Annotated in this window: 24 protein-coding genes; 5 read left to right on the top strand and 19 right to left on the bottom strand. The window is 66.6% G+C overall.

Features of this window, described 5'->3' with window-relative positions:
- The first annotated feature begins 8 nt into the window (after positions 1 to 8).
- Complete coding sequence (locus ACOOHP_RS10455; protein ID WP_420466362.1) at positions 9 to 1,187, top strand: acyl-CoA dehydrogenase; 1,179 nt, start codon at positions 9 to 11, stop codon at positions 1,185 to 1,187.
- 81 nt (positions 1,188 to 1,268) lie between these two features.
- Here the strand turns inward: ACOOHP_RS10455 and ACOOHP_RS10450 are convergent, their stop codons facing one another.
- The 5 genes from ACOOHP_RS10450 to ACOOHP_RS10430 all read right to left on the bottom strand — a co-directional run bounded on the left by ACOOHP_RS10450 (position 1,269) and on the right by ACOOHP_RS10430 (position 6,757).
- On the bottom strand, positions 1,269 to 2,855 hold the full coding sequence (locus tag ACOOHP_RS10450) for a DHA2 family efflux MFS transporter permease subunit (protein ID WP_420466361.1): 1,587 nt from the start codon (positions 2,853 to 2,855) through the stop codon (positions 1,269 to 1,271).
- On the bottom strand, positions 2,852 to 3,958 hold the full coding sequence (locus ACOOHP_RS10445; RefSeq protein ID WP_420466360.1) for an HlyD family secretion protein: 1,107 nt from the start codon (positions 3,956 to 3,958) through the stop codon (positions 2,852 to 2,854). Before ACOOHP_RS10445 ends, ACOOHP_RS10450 begins: the two co-directional genes overlap by 4 nt.
- A gap of 32 nt (positions 3,959 to 3,990) precedes the next feature.
- A complete protein-coding gene (locus ACOOHP_RS10440; protein WP_420466359.1) occupies positions 3,991 to 5,358 on the bottom strand; it encodes a TolC family protein in 1,368 nt (455 codons plus the stop codon).
- Entirely contained in the window at positions 5,351 to 5,866 is a 516-nt protein-coding gene (locus ACOOHP_RS10435) for a MarR family winged helix-turn-helix transcriptional regulator (RefSeq protein ID WP_420466358.1), read from the bottom strand. The genes ACOOHP_RS10440 and ACOOHP_RS10435 overlap by 8 nt, the downstream gene beginning before the upstream one ends.
- A 240-nt stretch (positions 5,867 to 6,106) precedes the next feature.
- On the bottom strand, positions 6,107 to 6,757 hold the full coding sequence (locus tag ACOOHP_RS10430; RefSeq protein ID WP_420466357.1) for a TetR/AcrR family transcriptional regulator: 651 nt from the start codon (positions 6,755 to 6,757) through the stop codon (positions 6,107 to 6,109).
- Between the two features lie 365 nt (positions 6,758 to 7,122).
- Between ACOOHP_RS10430 and amoC the strand changes: the two genes are divergently transcribed.
- The 4 genes from amoC (at position 7,123) to ACOOHP_RS10410 (ending at position 10,788) form a co-directional block, all read left to right on the top strand.
- A complete protein-coding gene (amoC, locus tag ACOOHP_RS10425) occupies positions 7,123 to 7,914 on the top strand; it encodes a bacterial ammonia monooxygenase, subunit AmoC (RefSeq protein ID WP_420466356.1) in 792 nt (263 codons plus the stop codon).
- Positions 7,915 to 8,071: 157 nt separating this feature from the next.
- Positions 8,072 to 8,902 carry a methane monooxygenase/ammonia monooxygenase subunit A gene (locus ACOOHP_RS10420; protein WP_420466355.1) on the top strand — a complete coding sequence of 277 codons (831 nt, stop codon included), beginning with the start codon at positions 8,072 to 8,074 and terminating at the stop codon, positions 8,900 to 8,902.
- Complete coding sequence (amoB, locus tag ACOOHP_RS10415; RefSeq protein ID WP_420466354.1) at positions 8,899 to 10,185, top strand: bacterial ammonia monooxygenase, subunit AmoB; 1,287 nt, start codon at positions 8,899 to 8,901, stop codon at positions 10,183 to 10,185. The genes ACOOHP_RS10420 and amoB overlap by 4 nt, the downstream gene beginning before the upstream one ends.
- Before the next feature lie 15 nt (positions 10,186 to 10,200).
- Positions 10,201 to 10,788: a hypothetical protein gene (locus ACOOHP_RS10410; RefSeq protein ID WP_420466353.1), complete on the top strand. Its 588-nt coding sequence runs from the start codon at positions 10,201 to 10,203 to the stop codon at positions 10,786 to 10,788.
- A gap of 30 nt (positions 10,789 to 10,818) precedes the next feature.
- Here ACOOHP_RS10410 and ACOOHP_RS10405 read toward each other — a convergent pair whose 3' ends face one another.
- From ACOOHP_RS10405 to ACOOHP_RS10340, 14 genes are all read right to left on the bottom strand, one after another.
- Positions 10,819 to 11,604, bottom strand: coding sequence for an enoyl-CoA hydratase/isomerase family protein (locus ACOOHP_RS10405; RefSeq protein ID WP_420466352.1), 786 nt, complete (start codon positions 11,602 to 11,604; stop codon positions 10,819 to 10,821).
- Positions 11,605 to 11,670: 66 nt separating this feature from the next.
- Positions 11,671 to 12,474 (bottom strand): HpcH/HpaI aldolase/citrate lyase family protein, encoded by an 804-nt coding sequence (locus tag ACOOHP_RS10400; protein ID WP_420466972.1) that lies wholly within the window; start codon positions 12,472 to 12,474, stop codon positions 11,671 to 11,673.
- Complete coding sequence (locus ACOOHP_RS10395) at positions 12,462 to 13,832, bottom strand: MmgE/PrpD family protein (protein ID WP_420466351.1); 1,371 nt, start codon at positions 13,830 to 13,832, stop codon at positions 12,462 to 12,464. Before ACOOHP_RS10395 ends, ACOOHP_RS10400 begins: the two co-directional genes overlap by 13 nt.
- Positions 13,833 to 13,870: 38 nt before the next feature.
- Positions 13,871 to 15,049, bottom strand: coding sequence for a CaiB/BaiF CoA transferase family protein (locus tag ACOOHP_RS10390; protein WP_420466350.1), 1,179 nt, complete (start codon positions 15,047 to 15,049; stop codon positions 13,871 to 13,873).
- Positions 15,049 to 16,212 (bottom strand): acyl-CoA dehydrogenase family protein, encoded by a 1,164-nt coding sequence (locus ACOOHP_RS10385; RefSeq protein WP_420466349.1) that lies wholly within the window; start codon positions 16,210 to 16,212, stop codon positions 15,049 to 15,051. The genes ACOOHP_RS10390 and ACOOHP_RS10385 overlap by 1 nt, the downstream gene beginning before the upstream one ends.
- Before the next feature lie 35 nt (positions 16,213 to 16,247).
- Positions 16,248 to 16,703: an FAS1-like dehydratase domain-containing protein gene (locus tag ACOOHP_RS10380; RefSeq protein ID WP_420466348.1), complete on the bottom strand. Its 456-nt coding sequence runs from the start codon at positions 16,701 to 16,703 to the stop codon at positions 16,248 to 16,250.
- Complete coding sequence (locus ACOOHP_RS10375) at positions 16,700 to 17,917, bottom strand: CaiB/BaiF CoA transferase family protein (RefSeq protein ID WP_420466347.1); 1,218 nt, start codon at positions 17,915 to 17,917, stop codon at positions 16,700 to 16,702. The genes ACOOHP_RS10380 and ACOOHP_RS10375 overlap by 4 nt, the downstream gene beginning before the upstream one ends.
- A gap of 36 nt (positions 17,918 to 17,953) precedes the next feature.
- On the bottom strand, positions 17,954 to 19,588 hold the full coding sequence (locus tag ACOOHP_RS10370; RefSeq protein WP_420466346.1) for an AMP-binding protein: 1,635 nt from the start codon (positions 19,586 to 19,588) through the stop codon (positions 17,954 to 17,956).
- 13 nt (positions 19,589 to 19,601) lie between these two features.
- Positions 19,602 to 20,864: an acyl-CoA dehydrogenase family protein gene (locus tag ACOOHP_RS10365; RefSeq protein WP_420466345.1), complete on the bottom strand. Its 1,263-nt coding sequence runs from the start codon at positions 20,862 to 20,864 to the stop codon at positions 19,602 to 19,604.
- The gene (locus tag ACOOHP_RS10360) at positions 20,861 to 22,039 is read right to left on the bottom strand and encodes an acyl-CoA dehydrogenase family protein (RefSeq protein ID WP_420466344.1); all 1,179 of its coding nucleotides are present in this window, start codon (positions 22,037 to 22,039) and stop codon (positions 20,861 to 20,863) included. The genes ACOOHP_RS10365 and ACOOHP_RS10360 overlap by 4 nt, the downstream gene beginning before the upstream one ends.
- Positions 22,036 to 23,634 (bottom strand): flavin-containing monooxygenase, encoded by a 1,599-nt coding sequence (locus ACOOHP_RS10355; RefSeq protein ID WP_420466343.1) that lies wholly within the window; start codon positions 23,632 to 23,634, stop codon positions 22,036 to 22,038. Before ACOOHP_RS10355 ends, ACOOHP_RS10360 begins: the two co-directional genes overlap by 4 nt.
- 59 nt (positions 23,635 to 23,693) lie before the next feature.
- Positions 23,694 to 24,869, bottom strand: coding sequence for an acyl-CoA dehydrogenase family protein (locus ACOOHP_RS10350; protein ID WP_420466342.1), 1,176 nt, complete (start codon positions 24,867 to 24,869; stop codon positions 23,694 to 23,696).
- Positions 24,870 to 24,941: 72 nt separating this feature from the next.
- Positions 24,942 to 25,712, bottom strand: a complete 771-nt coding sequence (locus tag ACOOHP_RS10345) for an enoyl-CoA hydratase/isomerase family protein (RefSeq protein WP_420466341.1) — start codon at positions 25,710 to 25,712, stop codon at positions 24,942 to 24,944.
- A complete protein-coding gene (locus ACOOHP_RS10340) occupies positions 25,712 to 26,815 on the bottom strand; it encodes a zinc-binding dehydrogenase (RefSeq protein WP_420466340.1) in 1,104 nt (367 codons plus the stop codon). The genes ACOOHP_RS10345 and ACOOHP_RS10340 overlap by 1 nt, the downstream gene beginning before the upstream one ends.
- Between the last annotated feature and the right edge of the window lie 26 nt (positions 26,816 to 26,841).

The raw sequence follows: 26,841 nt of genomic DNA, 5'->3' as shown, positions 1-26,841 counted from the left end.
GACTACAGATGAGCCAGGCCAGTTTTCAATGGGAAGACCCGCTGCTGCTGGAAGCGCAGCTCAGTGACGAGGAGCGCCTGGTGCTCGAGGCCACGCGCAACTACTGCCAGGAACGTCTGCTGCCGCGGGTGCGTGACGCGCACCGGCACGAGCGTTTCGACCGCGAGATCATGACCGAGATGGGCGCGCTGGGCCTGCTGGGCGCGTCGCTGCACGGCTACGGCTGCCCGGGCGTGAGTCACGTCGCCTATGGCCTGATCGCGCGCGAAGTGGAGCGCGTGGATTCCGGCTATCGCTCGGCCATGAGCGTGCAGTCGTCGCTGGTGATGTATCCGATCTACGCCTACGGCACCGAGGCGCAGAAGCAGAAGTACCTGCCGAAACTCGCCACCGGTGAATGGGTGGGTTGCTTCGGCCTGACCGAGCCGGATCACGGCTCCGATCCCGGCGGCATGATCACGCGCGCCCGCGCCACCGATGGCGGCTATCTGCTGAGCGGCGCGAAGATGTGGATCACCAACTCGCCGATTGCCGACGTGTTCGTGGTCTGGGCCAAGGAGGACGCCGGGCAGATTCGCGGCTTCGTGCTCGAAAAGGGCATGAAGGGTCTCTCGGCGCCCAAGATCGAGGGCAAGTTCAGCCTGCGCGCCTCGATCACCGGCGAGATCGTGATGGACTCGGTGTTCGTCCCGCAGGAAAACCTGCTACCCGAGGTGAGCGGACTCAAGGGGCCGTTCGGCTGCCTCAACAAGGCGCGCTACGGCATCGCCTGGGGCGCGATGGGTGCGGCGGAGTTCTGCTGGCAGGGCGCGCGGGACTACACCCTGGGCCGCAAGCAGTTCGGTCGGCCGCTCGCGGCCAACCAGCTCATCCAGAAAAAGCTGGCGGACATGCAGACCGAGATCGCGCTGGGCCTGCACGCCGCATTGAGGGTGGGGCGCCTGATGGACGAGGGCCTGGCCGCGCCGGAAATGATCTCGCTCATCAAGCGCAACAACTGCGGCAAGGCCCTGGACATCGCCCGGGTGGCGCGTGACATGCACGGCGGCAACGGCATTTCCGACGAATATCACGTGATTCGCCACGTGCTGAACCTGGAAGCCGTCAATACCTACGAAGGCACGCACGACGTGCATGCGCTGATTCTCGGGCGGGCGCAGACCGGCATCGCCGCGTTTGGCGGCTGAGACGCCCTGACCGGCGCTGGGTGCGGGGTGGGCGGCGCAAAAGCCTGCCTCACCCCGCGATCGGCGCCGCCCAGCGCCCACTCAGCCGTGATATTCGGCGGGCGCGGCCGGGCCGTGGACCTGGGGCGCCCGTCTGGCGATCCAGATCACCGGAATCAGCACGATGGCCGCCAGGGCGAGAAACTGGAAGTTGTCCATGAACGCCAGAAAGCTGGCCTGCCGCGTGACCTCGGCGGCAATCACCGCCTGGCTTGCGAGCGGATCGCCGAGTGACTGCATGGCCGCCATCGTCTCCTGATAGGCCGGATCCAGCGGGCTGATGCGATCGACCAGATGCACCTGGTGTGACTGGGTCTGCCGTGCCAGAAACGTCGTCATCAGTGAAACGCCGATGCCGCCGCCGAGGTTGCGCGCGAGGTTGAAAATGGCGGACGCATTGCCCAGCTCAGCCGTGGGCAGGCCCACATAGGCCAGCCCCGAGATCGGCACGAACAGCAGGCCCACGCCCAGCAGCTGGGCCGTGCGCAGCCAGATCAACTGATCCTCGGAGACGTCGAGGCTGATGCTGCCCATCGCCAGCATGGCCAGCGACAGGGAAAAGAATCCCAGGCTCACCAGCAGCCGCTCGTCCACGCGACCGGTGATGCGGCCCACCAGGGGCATCATGAAGGCCATCACCAGCGCCGCCGGCGACATCACCAGGCCCGCGCCCAATGCGCTGTAGCCGAGCATCGACTGCATCAGCAGCGGCAGCATCACGGTGGCGCTCATCAGCGTGCCGTACATTGCCGCGATCATCAGATTGCCGACGGCGAAATTGCGGTTCGCCAGCAGGCGCAGGTTGATGATCGGGTGCGCATGGCTGAGTTCGCGCCGAATCATGAAGGCGAAGCTCAGCACGCAGACGACGACCAGCGTGCGGATCAGATTCGATGCAAGCCAGTCCTCCTGCTGGCCCAGATCCAGAATCAGTTGCAGCGACCCCATGCTGATCGCGATGAGCGCAAAGCCCCAGGGGTCGAAGCCGCCCCGTTCGGCGGCAGCGCGCTGTCGCGCCTGCTGTGCGGGCGGGTCGTGCAGCAGCCGCGTGCCCAGCATGAACAGCAGCACGCCGACCGGCGCGTTGATCAGGAATATCCAGTGCCAGCTGTATTGATCGGTGAGAAAGCCGCCCAGCGGAGGGCCGAGCGCCGGACCGACAATCACCGCCAGCCCGTAGACCGCGATCGCCATGCCCCGTTTTTCGGGCGGGAAGGCTTCATTGAGGATGGCCTGGGAGACCGGCTGCAGGGCGCCACCGGCCATACCCTGCACGACGCGCCCGAGAATCAGCATCTCCAGCGAGGGCGCCAACCCGCAGGCGACCGAGGCAAGGGTGAAAATCGCCAGTGATCCGAGGTAATAGCGCTTGCGGCCGATCCGGTCCGACAGCCAGCCGGTCATGGGCAGGATGATCGCGTTGGCGACCAGGTAGCTGGTCAGCACCCAGGTGGCCTCCTCGCGGCTTGCCGACAGGGACCCGGCAATGTGCAGCAGCGAGACGTTGGCGATGGACATGTCCAGCACCTCCATGAACGCCGCCATGCCGCAGATGACGGCAATCACGTAGGGCGAACGGACGCGCGTGCTTCCGCTGGCCGGCGTCGCCGTTGCGCCGGCGTCGCTCACGGCGGGGCTTCCGCGAGGCGCGCGCCGCCCTGTTCACGCAGGTCCACGCGCGGAATCACGGACATGCCAGGTGCCAGGTGCAGGGCCGGGTCCGGCGCAGGATCGAACACCAGCTTCACCGGCACGCGCTGCACCACTTTCACGAAATTGCCGCTCGCGTTTTCAGGCGGAAGCAGGCTGAACGCTGAACCCGTGCCGGCCTGCAGGCTGTCGACCCGGCCACTGAAACGCCGACCGGGATAGGCGTCCACCTCGATCTCGACGGGCTGGCCGACACGCAGGTCTTCGAGCTGGGTTTCCTTGAAGTTGGCGACCACCCAGGGCTGGTCGCTGACCAGGGCCAGCACCGGTGTGCCCATCTGTACCTGTGAGCCCGGCAGCACGTTCTTGCGTGTCACCCGACCGGCGACCGGCGCGGTGACGCGGCAGTAGCGCAGCTGCAACGCGGCCTGGTCGCGCGCCGCCTGGGCCTGGGCCACGGCGGCCTCGGCGCTCACCAGCGCGGCCTCGTGGGCCGCGATCTGCTGCGCCAGCGTCTGCGCGCCGCGCAGTCCGGCCTGCACGCCCTCGGCCTCGGCCTGCAGCGCGAGATGACTGCTGCGGGCCTGCTCCAGCACCTGACGCGGAATTTGGTCCTTGGCGAACAGCGCTTCGTAACGACGTTCGTCGGCGGCGGCCTTTTCGGCCCGGGCGTGGGCGCTGCGCACCGCCGCGGCCGCCTGGGCAAGCGCGGCGGGGGCGCGTGTGCGGGTCATGTCCAGCTCGGCGCGGGCCACCTGCACCCGCGCCTCCGCAGCGGTCAGGTCGGCGCTGACCTGCCGCAGGCGCGCCGCGTGATCGGCGGGATCCAGTTCAAACAGCAGCGCCCCGGCCTCGACCCTCTGGTTGTCGGTGACCGGCACCCTGACCACCGTTCCGGAAATGCGGGGCGCGATCATGGTGATGTTCGCCTGGATGTAGGCATCGTCGGTCGACGTGTGGCCACGGTTCATCCACCAGAACAGGCCCAGCCCCAGCGCCACCAGGGCCACCGCCAGCAGCCATGGCCATCGGCGCGGCGCCGCAGCGGCGGTGGGGGCATCGGCAGACTGGGACGTGCTCATCGTCAGGTTCTCTTCGGAATCGGTGTGGGGACTCACAGGCCAAAGCCGGATGCGTGTCCGGTCGCTGCCGCAAGGTTCAGCCGGGCCTGCTGCTGGGCGGCTTGTGCGTTCACGAGCTGGCTGCGGGCACGGGCAAGGTTGGCCTGGGCGGCGACCACATCGAGGTTGTCGGCCACGCCGTGCCGGAAACGATCGCCCGCAGAGGCCAGTTCGCGCTGCGCCAGTTCCAGGGCGGCGTGCGCCGCGCGCGCCTGTTCGGCCGTGTTGCCCACGGTGACCACGGCAAGCAGCACGTCTTCCTCGACCTGACGCTGCAGGGCGGCCAGTTGCAGGCGCTGTTGCTCGATGCGCAGTTCGGATGCGGCCCTGTCGGCCTGCAGGGCGCCGCCGGCGTAAATCGGCAGACTCAGCTGAGCGCCGATGCGAAAGGTGTCCTGCTGGTCCCAGCGGTCGGTCGTCGTGGACAGACCATAGTCGGCGACCAGCGACAGCGTCGGCAGGCGGCGGCGGCTGGCCTGCGCGTAACGCGCCTCGGCTTCGGCCAGCGCGGCGTCGAGCAGCGCAAACTCGGGCCGGTCACGTCGCGCCTGCGCCAGGGCGGCTTCGGGCCCCGGCGTCTCATCAACCGCTGCGGCTGCAAGCTCGCCCTGGAGCGTGAGTGCCGCGGGGTCCAGCGGCAGTTCGCTGAGACCCTGCAGCCGCAACTGCGAACGCGCCAGCAGGGTCTGCGCTTCTGACCGCGTGTAGCGGGATTGCGCCACTGCCGTTTGCGCGCGGAGGAGGTCCACGCCGGAAGCGACACCCGCTGCGTGCTGGTCGTGCGCCAGCGTGTCCAGTTCCATGGCCAGGCGCAGGTCGGCCTCGGTGCTGGCCAGGTTCTCGCGAGCGGCCAGGGCGCGGATGAACGCGAGGGCGACTTCAGAAGCCAGGTGTTCGCGATCGAGATCGGCCCGCGCCTGCGCCGCGCGTACCGCCGCGTCAGCCGCCGAGCCGGCGCTGATCTGGGCCAGATCGATCACCGCCTGCGACAGGCGCAGCCGTGCGTCGAACACGCCGAACGGCCCGATCAGCGAAGGCAGACCCGGAAACGCCAGTCCCAGCGTGTCGGGATTGACGGTTTCGCGGGTCGCCGTCGCCCCCGCGCTCAGGTGGGGGCGCAATGCGGCATCCGTCGCGACCGCCCTTTGCCGCGCGACGGCCACCTCGCGGTCTGCCACGCGGGGGCCGGCGGCGCAGCGCTGAGCCCGATCGATCAGGGTTTGCAGCGTGAGCCCTTCGGCGGGGGGCAGATCGGAGCAGGGCGCCTGGGCACGCGCCGCACCCAACGCCATCGACCCGGCCATCGCCAGGATGATGCCGATGCGAGCCAGGATGCCGGCCAGTGATAAATGATCATTCATGCTGATTATTCGGGTTGTTCGGAGTGGTCGCGTGCTGCACCAGTCGAACCAACAATTCCTGCAACAGCGCCCGTTCACCCTGGCTCAGCGGTTCGAGGAATCTTGCCTCCTCGTCTTCCAGCGCCGGCTGAAGCTGGGCAATCCAGCGCTCGCCCTGGGGCGTGAGACTCAGGGTGTTGGCCCGGCGGTCGGTGGCTGAGCGCTTGCGCGACACCAGGGACCGCCGTTCGAGATCGGCTGCCATCTTCATGGTGGTCGTCCGGTCGGTGCCCAGCAGGGCCGAGATCTGCGCCTGACTCAAGCCGGGGCGCTGCAGCAACAGGCGAACCAGGGCGAAATGCCGCGCTTGCAGTCCCGACGGCTGGACGACCGCGTCCAGGCCGCGAATCAGCTCGAGTCGCGCCCGCGCCAGGACGAATCCCAGGTGATCACAGAATTCTTCCGGGATGGGATTCGAGAGGTTGTCGGCAGGAGCGCATGCGGCGCGGGGCCGAATCCGGGTGGGCATCGAATGGTAGGGGCAGTGATTTAATGGTCAGTATCACTGATTAAAAAATGGCCGTCCATACCCCGGAGGACTTGTGCGCATGGCCTGCTGCAAGTTGGCAGCTCAGGTGGTTTCGGCGGCGGTTTCTCGGGCGGGTGGCGGCCCCGGCAGCGCCGGTGGCGCGGCCGCGCTAAAGCCGCCCGCGCGCGGTGCGGACGGCTTTGATGTTTGACAGGGTTCCGGCTCGGTACAGCCGGTCGGTCAGGCGTCGGCCACGGTCGTCGGCACCGGCGGCAGGGCGCTGTCGATCAGGTGATCGATGAAGCGGACCACGGTCGCTTGATCGACGCTTGCGAAGCGCATCATCACGATCATGTGGGCCTGGCCGACGAGAATGCGCGCGGCATCGCCGGCGATGACCGCCGGGCAGATCGAGCCGGCGGTGCGGCCCGCTTCGATCATCTGCTCCAGCATGTCGATGATGCGCTCCTGCACCTCGACGTAATGCAGCCAGACGCCTTCGCGGACCGAGGTGCTCCAGTCCAGCCAAACCCGCATGTGCTGCGGCTGCTCGTCAACGCAGGCCTGGAACGCGTGAAAAATGTCGAGCACACGGCTGCGCACATCGGTGGCGGCGGCCCCGGCCCCTATCGCCATGAGCGCATACAGGAATTGCTCGATCTCCCTCAGCACGGCATCAAGCAGGCGTTCGCGGGTGGGGAAATACTCGAAAACCGTGGCAACCGACACCGCCGCAAGGCGTGCAACGTCGGCGTGACCGGCTCTGGCGGTGCCGCGCTCGGCGAATGCGGTGATGGCGCAGTCGAGCAACTGGCGCTTGCGCGCCTCACGGTCCATGCGCCGGCGCGGCGGCTTGTCTGCAGGACGTGTTGTTGGGGCGGAACTGTTCATCGCGCGAACGATAGCAGCGCCGGGGGCTCCCGTCCTGCCGCGCGCGGCGCGCATGTCGGTCGCGCCGGGCCGTGAGCAGGGCAGTTGCGTGGACCAGCACCATTCGTCGGCGCGATGTTGACAACTCTATCAATGTGGTTTCTAGTCCAGTCCATAGACCCCGATCACGGGGCTCGCGGTGAGGAGACCATCAAGATGAAATCAATCAATCGATCGGCCCGTTTGTCGGCACGTATCGCGCACTGCGTCGAAGCGGTTGCTCCTTGCCCTCGCTTTTCCCCGGTTGTGTGTCCGGCGCGCGACGTCGGCCCGGTGTGCCCGGCCGGTTTCGGCCCGTTTTTTACCCGTTGATCAGGAGAACCACCATGTCGATCCAAGCGTCGTCAATCTCTTCCGCCCGCGTGCCCAGTGCACCCAAGGCGGAGAAGATATTCAACCTGGGCCCCGTTGCCATTGGCTGGGGGTTGTTGCTCGCAATCTACGCCGGTTTTCGCCTTTACCAGGGCGCTTTCTCGTTCGAGTACGGACTCGATGCCACCTCGCCAGAATTTGCGACCTACTGGATCACCTTGTTCCAGATCGAAGTTCCGCTGATCTTCGGCAGCGGCCTGTGCATCTGGTTGTACCTGTGGTTCACCCGCGACCGTGACATGGACAACATGAGCGGCGAGACGGAGTTGAAGCGTTATTTCGGCCTCATCGCCTGGTTCATGATGTACACGTTTTCGTTCCTGTGGATCGCCAGCTTCTTCGGCGAAGGCGATGCCACCTGGCACCAGACTGTGATCCGCGATACCGCGCTCACGCCCAGTCACATCGTGGTGTTCTACGCCTGCGTGCCGATGTACATCGTGTTCGGCGTGAGCAGCCTGCTGTATGCGACCACGCGCATCCCAGCGTTCGCGCGTGGTTATTCGGTGCCGCTGATCATGGCGGTGCTCGGCCCCGGTCTGATTCTGCCCAACCTCGGTTTCAACGAGTGGGGTCATGCGTTCTGGATGACCGAGGAAATCTTCAGCCATCCCCTGCACTGGGGCTTTCCGATTCTGGGCTGGACCGGTCTCGCCCTGGGTGGCCTGTTCATCCAGGTGATCGGCCGCATGGCGGAGCTGTTCAAGGAAGTCGGCGGTCCGGCAGACAGCGCAGACCCGGCCTGAGTCGCAACTTCGCATCGCGGGTCGCGACCCCCAAGCGGGTCGCGATACCCAAAACCAAAACGCTGTCGTCCGAAACGGGGCTGATTCCGGCGTTGCGCTCCCAGCGCGCCGGTCGGCGATGACCTAGATCGACTCAAAAAATATGAGGAGCGGGCCCATGACTGCCAATGATCGCGCGATTCTGAAAGTCTCCGAGCTGTCGCCCCAGGCGATCCGCTGGTCGCGCACGCTGGACCTGCTCATCATCATCGTCGCTGCCTTCCTGATCTGGTCGGTGTCGCACATCAGCTTCCTGCTGCTCGGTGGCGACTGGGATTTCTTCATCGACTGGAAGGATCGCCAGTACTGGATCCTGATCATCCCGATCACCACCATCATCATGGCCGCCTCGTTCCAGGCCATTTTCTGGAACCTGTTTCGGCTCCCCGTAGGAGCCACGGCGAGCCTGCTGCTGCTGCTGCTCGGCACCTGGATCGTGCGCTACCACAGCTGGCAGGGGCTGGCCTATTTCCCGATCAGCCTGGTCGTGCCGGGAACCTGCCTGATGGGCGCGCTGGTGCTCGACGCCATCCTGGTGCTGTCGCGGAGCTGGCTGGTGACCGGCGCGTTCGGCGCGGTGCTGTATGGCCTGCTGTTCTATCCGGCCAACTGGATCTACATGGCCGGCTATTTTCAGCCGGTGATGAACATGGGCGACATGACCTCCGTCGCGGACCTGATCGGCTACACCTTCCCACGCGCCGGCACGCCGGAGTACATCCGCATCATCGAACGCGGCACCTTGCGCACCTTTGGCGACACGCCGACCTGGGTGTCGGCGTTCTTCTCCGCGTTCGTGTGCATCTTCCTCTACTACATGTTCTGGGGCCTCGGCGTGCTCGCCTGCAACGCACGCTTTTTCCCGGTGGGCGAGCGCTTCAAGTCGATTTACGGCGCCAAGGGGAAGGCTGCGGATGCTCCGGGCGCTCAGCCGGGAGCGGCACCGTGAGTCTGCACCGCATGCCACTTCGGCGCTTTGGCCTGTCGCTCCTGCTCGCTGCACTGACGGCCGCGAGCACGCTGCTTCCGCTGCCCGTCGCCGCGCACGGCGAACGAGCCACCGAACCCTATATCCGCACGCGCACCGTGCATTGGTACGACATGACCTGGTCCAGCGAGAAGATCGGCGTCAACGACAAGGTGACGGTGGAGGGCAAGTTTCATCTGTTCACGGACTGGCCTGATGCCGCGTCCAAGCCGGAACTGGCGTTTCTGTCCAACGCCTCACCCGGCGCGGTGATGACGCGCGTGGAGTCGTACATCAACGACGCGCCGGCGCAGCAGTCGGTGCGTCAACTGGAAATCGGCCGCGACTATCGCTTCAAGCTGGTGATGGCCGGCCGCATTCCCGGCCGCTGGCACCTGCATCCGGTGCTCAATGTGCACGGCGCCGGTCCCATCGTCGGGCCCGGTCACTGGGTCGAAGTCACCGGCAGTGCGGCGGACTACAAGCTGCCCGTCACGACCATGACCGGCGAGGTGATCGACGATCTCCAGCACTACGGCGTCGCGCGCGTGCAGTGGTGGCAGGCCGGTTATGCGCTGCTCGCCGTGGCCTGGATCGTCTGGTGGATCCGCCGGCCGCTGATCGTGCCACGCTGGAATGTCATCCGGAAGGGACGCGAGGACTTGCTGATCACGCGCACCGACGATCGTGTCGCCGCAGGGATGCTGGTGCTGGTGCTGGTGCTGGTGATCGGCGGTTATCGCTACACCACGCAAAAATATGAATACGTGGTGCCGCTGCAGGCGGGTTCGTTCAAGACCAAGCCGCTACCGCAGGCGCCGTCCCTAGTGGCGGTCGAGATGAAGGATGCAACCTACGACGTGCCGGGCCGCAGCCTGCGGCTGGACGTTGAGATCACCAACCAGTCCGACTCCCCGATGCGCCTGGGGGAATTCACCACCGCCAATCTGCGCTTTCTGAACAAGTCGCTCGACGTTGCCCTCGCCGGGGTGGACCCCTCGTTCCCGAAAGATCTCGTTGCGGGTTCCGGTCTCAAGCTCAGCGACGACTCGCCGATCGCGCCCGGCGAGAAGCGAACGCTGCGCATCGAGGCCACCGATGCGGCCTGGGAGATCGAGCGGCTCGTGAGTTTCCTGACCAACGTGGACAGCCGCGTCGGCGGCATGTTGTTCTTTTTCGACGCGGAAGGTCAGCGGCACATGGCGGAAGTGTTCGGTCCGATCATTCCTGTCTTCACACAGTTGCAACTCGCGCAGACTCCCTGAGAGCGGCTCGCGAAAATGCAGAATCGTGCGGATTTCAGATGGCTGCGCTCCACGCTCATCACCTGGGGCGCGGTGCTGGGGCTCGCGCTGTGTGAAGCGGCAAGCGCGCACGGCGGGCTGTCGATAGACGACGACATGTGCAAGCTGCGCCTGGGACCGTTCAACTTGCACTTCACCGGCTACCAGCCGGAGATCAACGGCAACCGCGAGTTCTGCGAGGACATTCCCAAGGTCGGCCACACCATCGTGGTGATGGACGCGATCGAACCGGAGCTGCGCGAAATCCCGATCGAGGTGCGCATCATCCGCGACACCGGCGACGAGAGCCGACTCGACGTGGTGACCGTGGCGCACCTGCCGCCGAAGGTCTACGCATCGGGCAGCGTGCCGCTCGAATACAGCTTCACCACGCCGGGGAAGTTCGTGGGCCTGGTGACGGCCGGAGACAAGGGGCAATACGTCTCGCGCTTTCCGTTCAGCGTGGGCATCCCGCCGAAGCACTACGGGCACTACCTGCTGTTTCTCGGCGTGGCGGCGCTGGGCCTGGGGCTGTACCGTTATTCAGGAATCAAGCGACAGCGCCAGATGGCCGGCCAGGCCTGAGGCTGGCAGCCACCCGGTTGCGTTTCCGGTTCAGACCTTGAAGTTGGGCTTGCGCTTTTCCAGGAAGGCGTTCACGCCCTCGCGATGCTCGGGACTCTTGGCGGCGAGCACGAAGTGCGAGGAGACCTGGTCGAGGTGGGTGGTGAAGTCCAGGTGCAGGCCCTGGTAAGCCGCACGCTTGGTCAGACGCATCGCGGTGGCGGCGCCGTCGGCGAGACGACGCGCCAGTGAACGGGCCTCGTTCTCCAGATCCGCCAGCGGCACCACGCGATTGAACAGGCCGATGCGCTGGCCTTCCTCGGCTTCGACGAAATCGCCGGTGAGCAGCATCTCCAGCGCGCGCGGCAGGCCGACGATGCGGGGCAGCAGCCATGCGCCGCCATCGCCGGGGACCAGGCCGATCTTGACGTAGCTCGCCGCGACGCGCGCGTTGGCGGCGGCCACGCGGAAATCACATTGCAGCGCCATGTCCAGACCGGCACCGGTGGCCGCACCCTGCATCGCGGCAACCACCGGCTTGTCGATCTGCATCATCAGTTTCGGAATGCGATGAACGCCCGACCACAGTTTGTTCTTGTGGATCGAGGGCGGACCTTCCAGCTCGCGCTTCATGTCGTGCAGATCACCACCGGCGCAGAAATGGCGGCCGTTGGCGCGCAGCAGCACGGCGCGCACGGCGTCATCGTCGTGGCATTGCTGCAGGGCCGCGACCCAGGCATCGAGCATGGGTTCGTCGAAGGCATTGCCGGCGTCCGGACGGTTGAGGACGATTTCGCCGACGCCGTCGACAACGCTGAACAGCAGGGGGGCAGTCATTTGCAGTAGTTCCTGTGAGATGGGGCTGTGTTGAAACCGCAGCTTGCGGATGAAGGCAAAACCAAATCAGCTGGCACGCGCGAGGATGGCGCGGGCGCGTTCGACGACCGGGCGATCCACCATCTGGCCATTGAGCGCCACGGCGCGGCCGTCGGCGCTGTCGTCGGCCGCGACCACGCGGCGTGCCCAGTCAATGTCGGCCTGGGTCGGGCCGAAGCCGCGATGCACCGCTGCGATCTGCTGCGGGTGGATGCACAGCTTGCCGGTGAAGCCGAGCGAGGCGGATCGTCGCGTGTCCGCTTCGACCACGGCCGGATCGGAAAAGCTGGTGGTCACGCCGTCCACGGGCGAGGGCAGGCCGGCAAGGCGCGAGGCCAGCACCAGTTGCATGCGGTAGGGATCGAGCACCGGCTCATCGCCGGGAATGGCCAGGTCCAGGCGCAGGTCGATGCTGCCGAACACCAGGCGCTCGGTTCCCTTCGCCGTGGCGATGGCATCCAGCCGCGCCAGGCCCAGGCCACTTTCGATGGTCGGCAGCACCGGGCGCGAGGCGGCGCTGTGCAGTTCGGTGACGAGCGCGCCGGATTCGGCCTTGGGCAGCACGATGCCGGCGATGCCGGGCAGTCCGCACAGCGCGCGATCCGCCTCGAACCAAGGGGTCTGCTCGCCGTTGATGCGCAGCCAGATCGGTCGCGCAGCATCGAGACTGGCGAGCACCGCAGCGCGCGCGCCGTCCTTTTCGGCCGGCGGCACCGCGTCTTCCAGGTCCACGATCACCGCGTCCGCACCGCTGGCGATGGCCCTGGCAATGCGTTCGCAGCGGTTGCCCGGCACGAACAGGTAGCTGCGCGCGGGGATCACGTCAGCCAGTCCTGGACGCTGGTCTCGTGTTCGAGATTCCAGACCCGCTGGATGATCGCCTTCATCTCGCGTTCGCTTGCGCCGCGCGCGTAGGACGCGAGCCTTTGCGCCTTGTCCTCGAGTTCCGGCCGGCTGAGCGTGTTGCCGGGATCGCCCTTGGGTTCATCGACACGCGCTTCGAAGCTGCGGCCGTCGGTGGTCTTGACCCAGACCTTGCCGATCCAGCGCGCGGGGTAGGCGCCTTCGACTTCCGCATCGAGCGTCATGCGCACCTTCTTGCGCACCGCGACCACTTTGGGGTCCAGGTAGTGCTCGTCGAAATCCGGCAATTGCGCGCGGCCAAACACGGCGATCAGACCCAGCACCGTGCCCATCGAGAACTTGGACTGATGCACGGAGGACGGTTCGACGATGGGCGCTAGCACGTCGATGGCGCTCTGGTGTACGCCGCACAGCACGTCGGCGAGATCCTCGTGCTTGAGATGTTCGCGTTGCATGAGCTTTTGCAGCGCATCGGCGGCCGGGTGCGTGTGACGGCAGGATGCATGGAACTTGAAGGAGGACTCGGCCAGGGTCCAGCGCGTGCCCAGGCCATCGACCAGCTTCGCCGGGTCTGCACCCTCGGACATCGAGGCACCCATGCCGCCGGCGCCTTCCAGCGCGCGCCGCGCGCCGGTATAGCCGTCGGCAGCCAGTTCCGCGGCGGTGATGCCGGCCATCGCGGCATGCGCGCAATGCAACTGCTTGGACTGTGCGCCCTCGCGCAGGTATTCCCAGAGCCCGCCGGCCTGCGTCGCGGCGCTGCCGAAGGCCCAGGCCATCTGCTCGGCATTCAGGTTGAGCAGGCGTCCGGCGGTGGCGGCGGCCGCGACGCAGCCGGCCGTCGCCGTGGTGTGGAAGCGCTTGTAATGCGCGCGGCCCAGGAACTCGCCGACCCTGATGCCCACCTCGTAACCGGCGACGATGGCTTCCAGCATTTGCGCGCCGCTGGCCTTGCGCGACTGTGCGAGGGCCAGTGCCGGCCCGAACACCACGGCGGCGGCGTGGAACACCGAGCCGTTGTGCACGTCGTCCTGCTCGACCATGTGCGAGGCGCCGGAATTGAGCATGGCGGCGAACAGCGGATCGACGCGCTTCCGCGAGGTCAACAGTTCGGCGTCGCCGGGCTTGGCGTGGCGCTCGACGAAGCGCTCCAATGCCTGCACCGATTCGCCGCTGCGGCCGGCTAGTGCGCAGGCCATCCAGTCCAGGAACAGATCTTCGGCGCGGCGCAGAACGTGCGCGGGAATGCGGGCACAGGAAACCTCGGCGGCGAAGCGGGCGAGTTCGGCACCCTGGTCGGCGGCGGGGGTGAGGGTGAGAGTCATATGCGGTTCTTTGAAGGGGGGCGGAAAGGGCGCTGGGTTCAGATCGCGTTGGCTGCGCTCAGGTCGGCGATGTCGGCGTCGCTGTACGCAAGTTCTTGCAGGATCGCTCGCGTGTGCTCGCCGAGGGCCGGCACCGGGCCGAGCCGGACATCGTCGGCATCGCGCCGCCCCGGCGGAATCAGCACCGGAATTTCTCCGCCCGGAATCGGCACCCGGTCCCAGCGGCCGCGTGCCGCGAGTTGCGGGTGGTTCCAGACCTTGTGCACGTCGTTGATGCGGCCGTTGGCGATGCCGGCCTCATCGAGGCGGCGCACGAGTTCGGTGATGGTGATGTTGGCGAAGGATCCCGTTGCGATCTGGTCGATCAGCTCGCGATGTGCCACGCGCGACGCGTTTCCGTCGAAGCGCTCGTCGTCCGCCAGTTCAGGACGCTGCAGGACGACTCGCGCAAAGAGCTTCCACTCGCGATCGTTCTGCACGCCCAGCAGCACGCTGCCGCCATCACCGGCCTTGAACGGGCCATAGGGGTAGATCGTGGCGTGCGCAGCGCCGCTGCGCGGCGGCGGTGCGGCGCCGTCCAGTCCGAAATACAGCGGGTAACCCATCCACTCGGTCATCGACTCCAGCAGCGCGATGTCCACGCGCCGGCCGCGGCCGGTAAGGCCGCGCTCCAGCAGCGCCGCGAGGATGCCGCTGTAGGCGTACATGCCGGCGGAAATGTCGGCGATGGAATTGCCGGCCTTGGCCGGTGCGTCGGCGGTGCCGGTGATCGACAGGAAGCCGGATTCGGCCTGGATGAGCAGGTCGTAGGCCTTTTTCTCGACATAGGGCCCGCTGTCGCCGTAACCGGAGATGTCGCAGACGATGATGCGCGGATAGAGCGCGGACAGGGATTCATAGGACAGGCCCAGCCGCGCTGCCGCACCGGGCGCCAGGTTCTGCACCAGCACGTCGGCCTTGGCCACCAGCTTCATCAGCGCGGCATGAGCCTGCGGGTGCTTGACGTCCAGCGTCAGGCTTTCCTTGCTGCGGTTGCACCAGGCGAAATGCGAGGCTACCCCCCGCGCGCGCTGGTCATAGGCGCGGGCGAAGTCGCCGCCCTCGGGCCGTTCGATCTTGATGACACGCGCGCCAAGATCCGCGAGGTGTCGCGTTGCCAGCGGTGCTGCGATGGCGTGCTCAAGAGAGACGACCAGCAGGCCATCCAGCGGCAGCATCAGAACGACCTCGGCAGGCCGAGCACGTGCTCGGCCACGTAGGAGAAGATCAGGTTGGTGGAGATCGGCGCCACCTGGTACAGCCGCGTCTCGCGGAACTTGCGCTCGACGTGGTATTCCGACGCGAAGCCGAAGCCGCCGTGGGTCTGCAGGCAGACGTTGGCGGCTTCGAACGAGGACTTGGCGGCCAGGTACTTGGCCATGTTGGCCTCGGCGCCGCAGGGCTGGTGCGTGTCGAACAGCTCGCAGGCGCGCCAGCGCATCAGGTTGGCTGCCTCGACCTCGATAAAGGACTCGGCGATGGGGAACTGCACGCCCTGGTTCTGGCCGATGGGCCGGTCGAACACCACGCGGTCATTGGCATAGCGGGTGGCGCGGTCGACGAACCAGTAGCCGTCGCCGATGCACTCGGCGGCGATCAGGGTGCGCTCGGCATTGAGGCCGTCGAGGATGTACTTGAAGCCCTGGCCTTCCTTGCCGATCAGGTTCTCCTCGGGAATCTCCAGGTTGTCGAAGAACACCTGGTTGGTCTCGTGGTTGACCATGTTCGGGATCAGGCGCATCTCCATGCCGTGGCCCACCGCCTGGTCGAGATGCACCATGAAGATCGACATGCCCTCGGATTTTTTCTTCACCTGGTCGATGGGCGTGGTGCGCGCGAGCAGGATCATCAGCTCCGAATGCTGCAGGCGCGAGATCCACACCTTCTGGCCGTTGACCACGTAACGGTCGCCCTTCTTCACCGCCGTGGTCTTGAGCTTGGTGGTGTCGGTGCCGGTGGTCGGCTCGGTCACGGCCATGGACTGAAGGCGCCATTCACCGCGTGCGATTTTCGGCATGTACAACTGCTTCTGCTTCTCCGAGCCGTGACGCAGCAAGGTGCTCATGTTGTACATCTGGCCGTGGCAGGCGCCGGCATTGCCGCCGCAACGGTTGATCTCCTCCATGACGACGGAGGCCTCGGCCAGCCCCAGTCCGGAGCCGCCGTACTCCTGCGGAATCATCACCGACAGCCAGCCGGCTTCGGTCAGCGCCTTGATGAAGGCTTCCGGGTAGCCGCGCTGCTCGTCGATCTTCAGAAAATATTCGTCGGGAAAGCGGCTGCACAGGTCGCGCAGCGCGTCGCGCATTTCCGGGAACCGCTCGTGTCGTTCGATGGGCATAGGTACGTCTGGGTGTGTCGTCTATGTTGGATGGATCAGGCGGCGTCGCGTCGGCGCAGCAGGCGCAGCGGCGTGTACACCAGCACATCCAGGCCGTGCTGGTTGACCACGCGATTGCGGCTGCGAACCAGGCCGCGGTCTCCCTTGGAGGTGGTGCGGGCCTCGATGACCTCGCACTCGACGTGGATGGTATCGCCCACGCAGGTGGGCGCGCGCACGTCGAGATCGGCATGCAGGAAGGCGAGGCCCGTGTGCTGGATGGCGGGTGTGAGCAGGCCCTCGGCGAAGCTCATGACCAGGACGCCGGGCACGACCTTCGCGGGCAGGGACATGCCTTCGCGCGCGGCGTGGTTGGTGAAGACTTCCTCCGTGAGCCAGGTCAGGTTCACGAAACTGCCGAGGTCGGCCTCGGCCAGCGTGCGGCCGGCGCTGCGGAAGCGGAAGCCGACGGGCAGGTCCTCGAAGTGAAAGCCGATTCCGATGGTCTTCATGTCGCTCCCTTCGCGGCGGCGGTGGCCGCAGGTCTGCGTAGGGTGAGGGCTAGGATCGCCGCCTCGTCGTAGCCGAGTTCGCGCAGCACCTCGGCCGTGTGCTCGCCCAGGCGCGGGGCGGGGCGGGAGCAGCCCGGCTGACTTTGCGACCAAGTGCTGGGCACGGACATCGACAGCAGGGTGCCCTCGCTGGGATGTTCGACCTGCGAGAAAAAGCCCACGGCACGCAGATGCGGATCGTCGAGCAGGCTGTCGGGCGTGTGCATCGGCATGCAGGGGATATCGGCCTGTTCCAGCGCCTGCATCCATTCGGCGGTGGTGCGCGTCGGCATCTGCTCCGCCACGAATCGGTACAGCGCGTCGATATGCTGCGTGCGCGTCGTGAGGCTGGCGAGCCGCGGATCGCTGGCGAACATCTGCGGCCGATCAATCAGCTCGCAGAAGCTTTTCCACTGCCGGTCGGAGTAGATCAGCGCGCAGATGTGGCCGTCGCGTGTCGGGTAGGGCCGGCGCTCGTGTGCCAGCAGGCGCGCGTAGCCGGCCGGTCCCTCGGCGGGTACGAAACTACGTCCACCCAGGTGATCGCCCATCACGAACTGCGTCATGGTCTCGAACATCGGTACGTCCACGCTCTGGCCCTCGCCGCTGCGTTCGCGATGCAGCAGGGCGGCGAGAATCGCGCCGACGGCGCTGAGTCCGACCGTGCGGTCGGCGATGGTGGTGGGCACGTAGCGCGGTGTCGGACTGCCGGCCATCAGGGACAGCGCCGGCAGGCCGGCCGCACCCTGGATCAGGTCGTCGTAGGCCGGACGATCGCTATACGGACCGGCGCGGCCATAACCGAAGACGCCGACGTAGACGATGCGCGGATTGACCGCGCGCACTTCCTCGTAAGACAGGCCCAGCCGCGCCATCGCCTGCGGGCGCACGTTGTAGATCAACACGTCCATGTTCTCGGCCAGGCGCAGCAGCGCGGCGCGCGCCTCGGGACGCTTGAGGTCGAGCACCATGCTGCGCTTGCCGCGATTGGCGTTGAGGAAGATCGCGCCCATGCCGGGCGAGCGCATCGGGCCGATGCCGCGCGTGCCATCGCCCTCCGGCGGCTCCACCTTGAGCACATCGGCGCCGTAGTCCGCCAGGATCTGCGTGGCATAGGGCCCCATCAGGACCGTGGTCAGATCGAGGACGCGCACGCCCAGCAGGGGTCCGGGCATCGGGTCTTGCTCAGCGTCGGGCAGCGTGGAATGACATCAGGGCTTCGCGTTTTCCGCAGCAAGCTGCCGCGCGGTTTCGCGCAACTGGAATTTCTGGATCTTGCCGCTCGCCGTGCGCGGGAAACTCTCGACGATCTCCACGCGCTCGGGCCAGTAGCTGCGCGTCATGCCGGCTGCGTCCAGGTATTGACGCAGCGCCGCCAGATCGAAGCTCTGGCCCGGCTTCAGACTCACGAAGCAGCAGCCGGTCTCGCCCAGGCGCGGGTGCGGCATGCCGACCACCGCCGCATCGACGATGGCCGGGTTCCGGTATAGCAGGTTCTCCACCTCCACCACCGGCACGTTCTCGCCACCCCGGATGATGATGTCCTTGCTGCGCCCGGTGATGCGAATGTAGCCGTCGGCGTCCATGCGCGCGAGATCGCCGGAGTCGAACCAGTCTTCGGCATCCATGCCGTAGGCCTCCGGCTTGAGCAGATAGCCGAGAAAATTCGATGGCGCGTGGATCAGCAGCCGACCCTCTTCGCCGCGGGGCAGTTCGGCGCCTTCGGCATCCACCACGCGCACGCGCACGCCGGGCAGGGGCGAGCCGTCGGCGCTGAACACCTTGTCCGGCGGCGCATCCGGCGCGGTGACGGTGACGGCGCCGTTCTCCGACATGCCGTAGACCGACAGCAGCTTGATGCCGAGGCGCGCCACCGCCTGTTCGGCGAGCGCACGCGGAATCGGCGCGCCGCCGCAAGCAAAGATGCGCAGCGCCACCTCGGTGGCCGGCGGCGCGTTGCTTGCCGTCATCAGGTCGGCAAGAAACGGCGTAGCGGCCATGGTGAAGCCGCACTTCTGCGCCTGGATGATCGACCAGGCGCGCTCTTTGTCCCACACGTCCATCAGCGACAGCGTGGTCTGCAGCACGATGGGCAGCCACATGCCGTAGAGAAATCCGGTCTGGTGCGCCAGCGGTGAACCCATGAACACCGCATCGCTGCCATTCAGGCCGAGCCGTTCCACGTAGGGCCGCACATTGGCGAGCAGGGTGTTGGAAGAATGCATCACCCCCTTGGGCATGCCAGTGGTGCCGGAGGTGTAGAGCACCTGCACCACCTCGTCGGCCGACAGCGGCGGTTCGACGGGCGGCGTGTCGCAGGGTGCCAACAGGACATTCTCGAAACCTTCGGCGCCCTCCTCACCGACCACCACCAGATGTTCGAGTTGTGGCAGCCCCGGCTTGAGCGAACGGATCAGCGCCGCGTGATCGAAGCCGCGGAACAGCGTGGGCACGATGATCACGCGCGACTGCGCATACGCGAGCATGAACGACAGCTCGCGCTGGCGGAAAATCGGCATCAGCGGATTGCTGGCCGCGCCGCAGCGCAGGCAGCCCAGGTGGATGGCCACGAATTCCCACCAGTTGGGCAACTGGAACGACACCACGTCGCCACGCCGCACGCCGAGTCGCACGAGGTTGGCGGCAATGCGCCGGCTGGCATCGTCAAGTTCGCGATACGTGATCGACCGCGGCGCCGAGCCCTCGCGAAAATCGTGGATGGCAACCCGGTCGGGACATGCCGCGACGGCCTCGTCGAAGTAACGAAGCAGCGGGATGTCGCGCCACTCGCCGTTGCTGCGCAAGGTCTTCGCGCGCGAGGCGCGGATGATGGGATCGAGAATCATCGGTCTCTCCTGATTACCGGGTGCCGGAGGAATTCCGGCGCACGTCGCGGAACGGGATGTCGGCGTCGCCGCCCGGTTCCCTGGGCAGGCCGAGCACGCGCTCGGCGATGATGTTGCGCTGGATCTCGTCGGTGCCGCCGGCAATCGAGCAGGCGGGCACCGAGACCAGGATCTCGGCGATCAGTCCCTGCTCCGGTCCATCCTCGCCGGCCAGCATCGACTCCGCGCCGCTGATGCTGGCATGTGCCCGCGCGCACGCACGGGCGACGTTGCTGGCCGCGAGCTTGCCCAGCGAGCCTTCCGCTCCCGGCGGCTGGCCGTTGGCGCGTGCGGCGCGCGCGCGCGCCGCGGTCCACTCGCTGGCGCGCTCGATCATCAGTGCGCGCGCCATGTCCTGGCGCACCACGGCGTCCTCGATACGGCCGGTACGCTGGGCGCGTTCGAGCAGCAGGTCGGCGCGGCCGGCGCGCTGTGCGTACCACTTGTACGGCTCCATCACCGCCGCGTATTCGGTCTTGAGCTCCGCGTAGATGCGGCCCTCGCCGAGCTGCAGCCGACCCCAGTTGCGCATGGAATCCGCCATGCGCCGCTCGTGCGCCAGCGTGGTCAGCGCCACCTTCCAGCCCTCGCCGAGCTTGCCGACCAGTCCCTCGCGACCGATGCGCGCGCCGGAGATGAAGACCTCGTTGAACGAGGCGTAGCCGTTCATCTGGCGCAGGGGTCGTACTTCCACGCCGGCCTGGTGCATGGGAAGCACGAAGAAGCTCAGGCCGCGATGCTTGGGCACGTCCCAGTCGGTGCGCGCGAGCAGGATGCCGTAATGCGCGTGCTGGGCGCTGGTGGTCCAGACCTTCTGGCCGGTCACGGTCCAGCCCTCGGCGTCCTCGGTCGCCCGCGTGGTCACGCCGGCGAGATCCGACCCGCTGCCGGGTTCGCTGAACAATTGGCACCAGGTGTCCTCGCCCGTCAGCAGGCGCGGCAGCAGGCGGCGCTTCTGATCGTCGGTGCCGTGTTCGAGCAGGGTTGCGGCCACCAGCAGGCGCACGCCGAACTGCGCGACGCTGATGGCGCCGACGCCGCGCATCTCTTCCTCCGCCACCGCCGCGAGCGCGGGCGGCAGCCCGCGGCCGAACCACTCCGCTGGCCAGGACGGGCAGCCCCAGCCGGACTCGATAAGCCGGCGGCGCCATTGGGCCAGTCCCAGTTCGGGACTCCAGTTCTGCGCCAGCCAGGCGCGGACTTCTTCGCGCACGGAGGCTTCGGTGGGGGTGCTCACGGGCGGTCTCCGGCGGTGCGCGCTGCCAGGCTCAGCACGTAGCGATCACGATGTTCGGCGGCGCTGCCGAGCAGTACCGACGAACTCTGGGCGCGCTTGAAGTAAAGGTGGGTGTCGTGTTCCCAGGTGAAACCGATGCCGCCGTGGAGCTGTACGGCCTCCCGCGCGGCGAGCATGAAGGCGTCTGAGGCCAGCGCCTTGGCGACGGACGCGACGTCGCGCAGCGGGGAAGGATCTTCGGCGGCCACTTCGCAGGCGCGGTAGGCCGCCGAGCGCGCAAACTCCACGTCCAGCAGCAGGTCGGCAAGGCGGTGCTTGATGGCCTGGAAGCTGCCGATGGGTCGCCCGAACTGGATTCGCATCTTGGCGTAGGACACCGTGGCGTCGAGCAGGGCCTGGGCGCCGCCCACCATCTCGGACGACAGCGCCGCCAGCGATTCATCCATGGACCGATCAAGACCTGGGGCGGCGGCGCCTTCCTCGCTGAGCAGCAGCGCCTCGGCGCCGGTGAACGCCACGCGGGCCAGACGCCGTGTGGGGTCGAGGCTGTTGAGCGCGCGAACCTGCAGGCCGGGCGTGCCCGCGCGCACCCCGAACAGCGACAGACCTTCGTGGTCATGGCTGCCGGGGGCGCGGGCCACCACCAGAATCAGATCGGCCACATGGCCGTCCAGCACGTAGGTTTTCACGCCGTCCAGGCGCCAGCCCTTGTCGGTCTTGCGGGCGGCGACGGTGGTGCGATGGGGGGCCCAGTGGCCGTCCGCTTCGGCCACCGCCAGGGTGGCGAGTTGGGTGCCGTCGCAGAGCTGCGGCAGCCATTCGGCCCTTGGCGCGGGCGCGGCGGCGTTCACCAGCGCGTTGGCCGCCAATACCGATGAGGCCAGATAGGGCGCGCAGACGTTTGCGCGCCCCAGTTCCTCCATCACGATGCCCAGTTCGACCTGACCAAAGCCCTGGCCCCCGAGCGATTCGGGCACCTGCACGCCAGACAGGCCGAGCTCGCTGCACAGGCCGGTCCACAGTTCGCGGTCCAGGCCGGTGTCGCTGGCCATCTGTTGGCGCGTCCGTGCGGTGGGGGCGTGCGTGCGGCAGAAGCGCGCAATGCTGTCGCGGAACTGCTGCTGCTCAGCGGTAAAGGCAAATGGCAGGGGAGGGTTGGCGACGGCGGCGTTCATCGCAGCACGAACCCTTCGTAGCCCTTGGCGGCGACCTCGTCGCACTTCATGCGGTAGTTGGGGGTGCCGCCGATGTAGACCAGAAACCGCGGGATGCCGTCGGCGGTTTCGGTATCGATAAACCAGGCGTCGTTTGAAAACAGCAGGCCCTGAGTGACCTCATAGGCATGGCGGGTCCATTCGCGCTCGGCTTCCGCAGTGGTCTCGATGCGTTCCTTTCCTGCCTTCAGCATGTGGCCGATACAGTCGCTGACCCAGTCGACGTTCTGTTCGATGCAACGCGGAATGTTGCAGAAGGAGGCGGCATTGTGGGGACCGACCAGGGTAAACAGGTTGGGAAAACCGGAGATCTGCAGACCGAGGTAGGTCTCCGGCCCGTTCTTCCACTTTTCGGTCAGTTTCTGGCCGCCGCGCCCGCGGATGTCGATGCGCTTGAACGCGCCGGTCACCGCGTCGAATCCGGTCGCGAAGATCAGTACGTCGAGTGGATACTCGCTATCCCGGGTTTTCACGCCGCTGGGTGTGATGCGCTCGATCGGGTTGTCGGGCAGGTGGACGAGTTCGACGTTGTCCTGGTTGTAGACCTCGTAATAGTTCGTTTCCATGGGCACCCGCTTGGTGCCGAAGCCGTGCGTCTTGGGGATGAGTTTGTCGGCGGTCACCGGGTCCTTGACGCGTGCGCGAATCTTGTTGGAGATGAACTCCGTGATTTCGGCGTTGGCGGCCGGGTCCATGAGGGTTTCCATGAAGTTGCCGAGCCAGATGCTGAAGCCGCGCGCTTCATAGAGCTCCTCGTACAGCTTCAGGCGTTCTTCCTTGGGCACCTCGGCGAACGGGCGCGACTGGAAGTTGTGGACGAAGCCGCCGAACGAGGTGGCGCAGGCCTGAAAGATTTCCGGGTAGCGACGCTGGATGTCTGCCTGCTCTTCGTCGGTGATCGGGCCATTGTTCAGCGGCGCGCACCAGTTGGGGTCGAGCTGGAACACGCTGAGCTGCCCGGCCACCTTGGCCACCTCCTGAATGGTCTGCACGCCGGTCGCACCGGTGCCGATCACCCCCACGCGCTTGCCCTTCAGGTCCACCGGCGTCTTGGGCCAGCGCGCGGTGTGCCAGGACTGCCCCTTGAAGCTGTCGATGCCTTCGATGCGGGGGAGGTTGTATGCCGACAGCACGCCGATGGCGGTGATCAGGAAGCGCGCGCGGGCCCGCTGGCCGCCTTCGAGTTCGACTTCCCACAGATTGTCGTCCTCGAGGTAGCGTGCGGTCGTCACGCGGCTGTTGAACTGGATGTCGCGCCTGAGATCGAGCTTGTCGGCCACGAAGTTGAGGTAGCGCTCGTTGTCGGGCTGCGGCGAGAAGTGCTCCTTCCATTTCCATTCCTTGAGGATTTCCTCGGAAAAGGAATAGCCGTAGCTGTAGCTCTCGGAATCGAAGCGCGCGCCGGGATAGCGGTTCCAGTACCAGGTGCCGCCAACACCGTCGCCGGTTTCGAACACGCGCACCGTCATGCCAAGCTTGCGCAGGCGGTGCAACTGGTACATGCCGGCGATGCCGGCGCCGATCACGATGGCATCAAACTGCTCGATGGTGCTCATGCAGGGTTCTCCTCGACAGATTTTTTATTGGAATGTGCGTTCGGCGGTAGCGGGACGTTTCAGCTGCCCGCGCGCTGGTCGAACGCCCGGCCGTAGACCATGGCCGCAATGGTGTTGCGAAGGATTTCCGTGGTGCCGCCACCCAGCGAGAAGCCACGCGAGTCGCGCACCATGCGCTCCAGCGGGAACTCGCGGGTGAAACCGTAATGGCCGTGAATCTGCAGCGCCTCGTTGGTCACCCGCTGCACCATCTCGTTGGCGTAGAGCTTGGCGTAGGCCGCTTCCAGCGGGTCTGGAAAACCGTCCACCAGATTCGTTGCGGCGCGATAGATCATCAGGCGCGCGGCATGGATCTGCGTGGCCATGTCGGCGACCTTCCACTGGATGCCCTGGAATTCACAGATCGGCTTGCCGAACTGCTTGCGCTCCAGCGAATAGCTGCGCGCCAGTTCGTAGGCGCCCTGGGCCACACCCAGACACATCGCCGCATTGCCGACGCGCTCGGGGCCGAAGGAACTCATCAGGCGCTTGAAGCTGCGCGTGGAATTCGGGTCGCCGGCCATGATCAGGTTCTCCACCGGCACCCGGCAGTGATCGAAGAACAGCTCCACCTCCGCCACACCACGCCCGCCCATCTTCGGACCCGGATGGCCGATCTCGAAGCCTGGCGTGCCCTTTTCCACCACCAGCGCGCCGATGCCGCGCGGCCCCTGGGTCTTGCCCCAGCGCGCGAACACCAGGATGTGCGTCGCCACATGGCCACCGGTGCAGAAGCACTTCTGGCCGTTGAGGATGATGTGATCGCCGTCGGGCGTGGCACTGGTGATCATGTCGGTCATCGCCGAGCCGGCCCCCGGCTCGCTGATGCCGATGCCGAAGATGTTCTCGCCGCTGACGCAGCCCGGCAGCCAGCGCTTCTTCTGTTCCTCGTTGGCCAGAATGGTGATCGCCCGCGACGGACCGTTGATGCCTACCTGTGCCACCAGCGCGGTGTTGAAGCAGACCCGCGCAATCTCTTCGAGCAGGATGGTGCCCTGGATGATGGGCGCGCCGGAGCCGCCGTATTCCTCCGGTATCACCAGCCCGAGATAACCCAGCTCGGCCAGCAGCTTGAGGTTTTCGGTGGGATAGATTTCCTCTTCGTCCCAGTAGGCGGCCTTGGCTGCAAAGGCCCGTTCGGCCATCTTGCGGGCGTCTTCACGGAAGGATTCTAGTTCGGGGTCGAGTTGAAACATGGTGACTCCTTGAATCAATAGAGAATTCGGCAAGGACCGCGACGTCGTGCGGTGGTTGCGGGGTGGTCACGGCTAACACCCGCAGAAGACCGGCGCGCGCTTCTCGCGGAAGGCCGTCGCCCCTTCGCGGTGGTCCTGGGTCTGTGCGGCCTGGGCCTGTGCATGGGCCTCGAGTTCCAGAAAATCTTCGAGGCTGCCGGGCCCTGCGGCGCGGAACATGCGTTTGCCCATGGCCAGGGCAAAGGTGGCCGACGACGCCAGTTCTTCGGTGACGGCCATCGCCCGCGCATCCAGCGTGTCGTCGTCCACCACCTCGGCGACCAGGCCCAGGTCGCGTGCTTCTTCGGCACCGAACATCCGTGCCGAGAGCATCAGTTCTTTTGCGCGGCGCGCGCCGATGGACTGCGAGAGGAAGTAGGCCAGGCCGCCGTCCGGTGCCAGGCCCATCTTCTTGAATACGACGCCGAAGCGCGCGGTCGTCGATGCGATGAGCAGATCGCTGCACAGCGCCAGGCTGAAGCCCACGCCGAGCGCCGGCCCGCGCACCGCTGCGACCACAGGCTTGTCGAGGTTGGCCAGGCCGAGAATCGTGCGATGCGCGTGCTGGATGCGCGCTCGCGCCGCCAGCACGTCCGAAGCGCCCATCGTGTCGATGTCACCACCCGCGCAGAAGGCGCGGCCTTCGGCGCACAGCAGCACCGCGCGAACCCGGGCATCGAGCTGCAACTGGCGGGTGATTTCGATCAGCCGGTCCTTCATCTCGTCGCTGAAGGCATTGAGCCGCTCCGGCCTCGCCAGCACGACGCGCGCGATGCCGCCGGAGATGTCGAGCTTGACCGTCATCAGCCGAATCCGATCACCGAGCGTGCGCCTTCGCCGCGGCCCATCTGATCGAGCGCCTCGTTGACCTGTTCCAGCGCGATGCGCCGGGTAATCATCGCGTCGAGCTTCAGTTCGCCGCTCATGAACAGGTCCACGTATTTCGGGATGTCGCGCGAGGGCACGCTGCTGCCATAGGCCGAGCCCTTGAAATGCTTCTCGCCGAAGAAACCGAGCACCGGCAGGTCGAGCATGGTGTCCTTCTTCGGCACACCGACGATGACCGCGGTGCCGGTGACCCGCGGCATGGCCCAGGCCTGCTCGATGGTCTCCTTGCGGCCCAGGGCCTCGAAGGCGAAGTGCACGCCGCCGCCGGTCATCTTGCGCACCTGCTTGACCACGTTCTCCCCGGTGGGGTCCAGCGCATGGGTCGCGCCGACATCGAGGGCGAGCTGTCGCTTTTCGGCGATGGGATCGATGGCGATGATGGTGGTCGCACCCGCGATGCGCGCACCCTGAATGATCGACAGCCCCACGCCGCCGCAGCCGATGACCGCGACGCTGTCGCCGGGCGTGATTGCCACCGAGTTGAGTGCGGCGCCCACACCGGTGGTCACGCCGCAGCCGATCAGGCAGGCCGATTCCAGCGGTACGTTGGACGCAACCTTGATCGCCGTGCCGGCCGGCACCACCGCACGTTCGGAGAAGGTGCCCAGCGCGAGCAACTGGCCGATCTCTTCGCCCTTGCTGTTCTTCAGGCGCTTGCTGCCATCCGGCTGCAGGCCCTTGGTCAGACCCTTGCTCATCTGCGCGCAGAGATAGGGCTTGTCTTCCTTGCAGAACACGCAGACGCCGCACTGCGGGGTGAGCGAGACGATGACGTGATCGCCCGGCACGACATGGGTCACGCCCTTGCCGACCGCCTCGACGATGCCGGCGCCTTCATGGCCGAGTACCGCGGGCAGGGTCAGGCCCAGGGTGCCGTCGCGCACCGAGTAGTCGCTGTGGCAGATGCCGCTGGCCACGCAGCGGATGAGAATCTCGTTCTCGCGCGGGGCTTCGAGCTCCAGTTCCTCGATGACCAGGGGTTCGCCGATGGCATACAGCACGGCTGCTTTGGTTTTCATGTCTTGATCGTCTCCGCCGGTGTGCC

Origin of the sequence: Panacagrimonas sp. (assembly GCF_965216805.1) — a bacterium.
Taxonomy (GTDB): domain Bacteria; phylum Pseudomonadota; class Gammaproteobacteria; order Nevskiales; family Nevskiaceae; genus Panacagrimonas.
The sequence above is the reverse complement of the archived record's forward strand: the minus strand, read 5'-3'. Positions and strand labels throughout refer to the sequence as shown.

What these genes read in the sequence shown, in the direction of transcription:
- ACOOHP_RS10455 (WP_420466362.1), top strand. Translation starts at nt 9, where the DNA reads ATGAGCCAGGCCAGTTTTCAATGGGAAGACCCGCTGCTGCTGGAAGCG.
- ACOOHP_RS10445 (WP_420466360.1), bottom strand. Translation starts at nt 3,958, where the DNA reads ATGAGCACGTCCCAGTCTGCCGATGCCCCCACCGCCGCTGCGGCGCCG.
- ACOOHP_RS10440 (WP_420466359.1), bottom strand. Translation starts at nt 5,358, where the DNA reads ATGAATGATCATTTATCACTGGCCGGCATCCTGGCTCGCATCGGCATC.
- ACOOHP_RS10435 (WP_420466358.1), bottom strand. Translation starts at nt 5,866, where the DNA reads ATGCCCACCCGGATTCGGCCCCGCGCCGCATGCGCTCCTGCCGACAAC.
- ACOOHP_RS10430 (WP_420466357.1), bottom strand. Translation starts at nt 6,757, where the DNA reads ATGAACAGTTCCGCCCCAACAACACGTCCTGCAGACAAGCCGCCGCGC.
- amoC (WP_420466356.1), top strand. Translation starts at nt 7,123, where the DNA reads ATGTCGATCCAAGCGTCGTCAATCTCTTCCGCCCGCGTGCCCAGTGCA.
- ACOOHP_RS10420 (WP_420466355.1), top strand. Translation starts at nt 8,072, where the DNA reads ATGACTGCCAATGATCGCGCGATTCTGAAAGTCTCCGAGCTGTCGCCC.
- ACOOHP_RS10410 (WP_420466353.1), top strand. Translation starts at nt 10,201, where the DNA reads ATGCAGAATCGTGCGGATTTCAGATGGCTGCGCTCCACGCTCATCACC.
- ACOOHP_RS10405 (WP_420466352.1), bottom strand. Translation starts at nt 11,604, where the DNA reads ATGACTGCCCCCCTGCTGTTCAGCGTTGTCGACGGCGTCGGCGAAATC.
- ACOOHP_RS10395 (WP_420466351.1), bottom strand. Translation starts at nt 13,832, where the DNA reads ATGACTCTCACCCTCACCCCCGCCGCCGACCAGGGTGCCGAACTCGCC.
- ACOOHP_RS10390 (WP_420466350.1), bottom strand. Translation starts at nt 15,049, where the DNA reads ATGCTGCCGCTGGATGGCCTGCTGGTCGTCTCTCTTGAGCACGCCATC.
- ACOOHP_RS10385 (WP_420466349.1), bottom strand. Translation starts at nt 16,212, where the DNA reads ATGCCCATCGAACGACACGAGCGGTTCCCGGAAATGCGCGACGCGCTG.
- ACOOHP_RS10380 (WP_420466348.1), bottom strand. Translation starts at nt 16,703, where the DNA reads ATGAAGACCATCGGAATCGGCTTTCACTTCGAGGACCTGCCCGTCGGC.
- ACOOHP_RS10375 (WP_420466347.1), bottom strand. Translation starts at nt 17,917, where the DNA reads ATGCCCGGACCCCTGCTGGGCGTGCGCGTCCTCGATCTGACCACGGTC.
- ACOOHP_RS10370 (WP_420466346.1), bottom strand. Translation starts at nt 19,588, where the DNA reads ATGATTCTCGATCCCATCATCCGCGCCTCGCGCGCGAAGACCTTGCGC.
- ACOOHP_RS10360 (WP_420466344.1), bottom strand. Translation starts at nt 22,039, where the DNA reads ATGAACGCCGCCGTCGCCAACCCTCCCCTGCCATTTGCCTTTACCGCT.
- ACOOHP_RS10355 (WP_420466343.1), bottom strand. Translation starts at nt 23,634, where the DNA reads ATGAGCACCATCGAGCAGTTTGATGCCATCGTGATCGGCGCCGGCATC.
- ACOOHP_RS10350 (WP_420466342.1), bottom strand. Translation starts at nt 24,869, where the DNA reads ATGTTTCAACTCGACCCCGAACTAGAATCCTTCCGTGAAGACGCCCGC.
- ACOOHP_RS10345 (WP_420466341.1), bottom strand. Translation starts at nt 25,712, where the DNA reads ATGACGGTCAAGCTCGACATCTCCGGCGGCATCGCGCGCGTCGTGCTG.
- ACOOHP_RS10340 (WP_420466340.1), bottom strand. Translation starts at nt 26,815, where the DNA reads ATGAAAACCAAAGCAGCCGTGCTGTATGCCATCGGCGAACCCCTGGTC.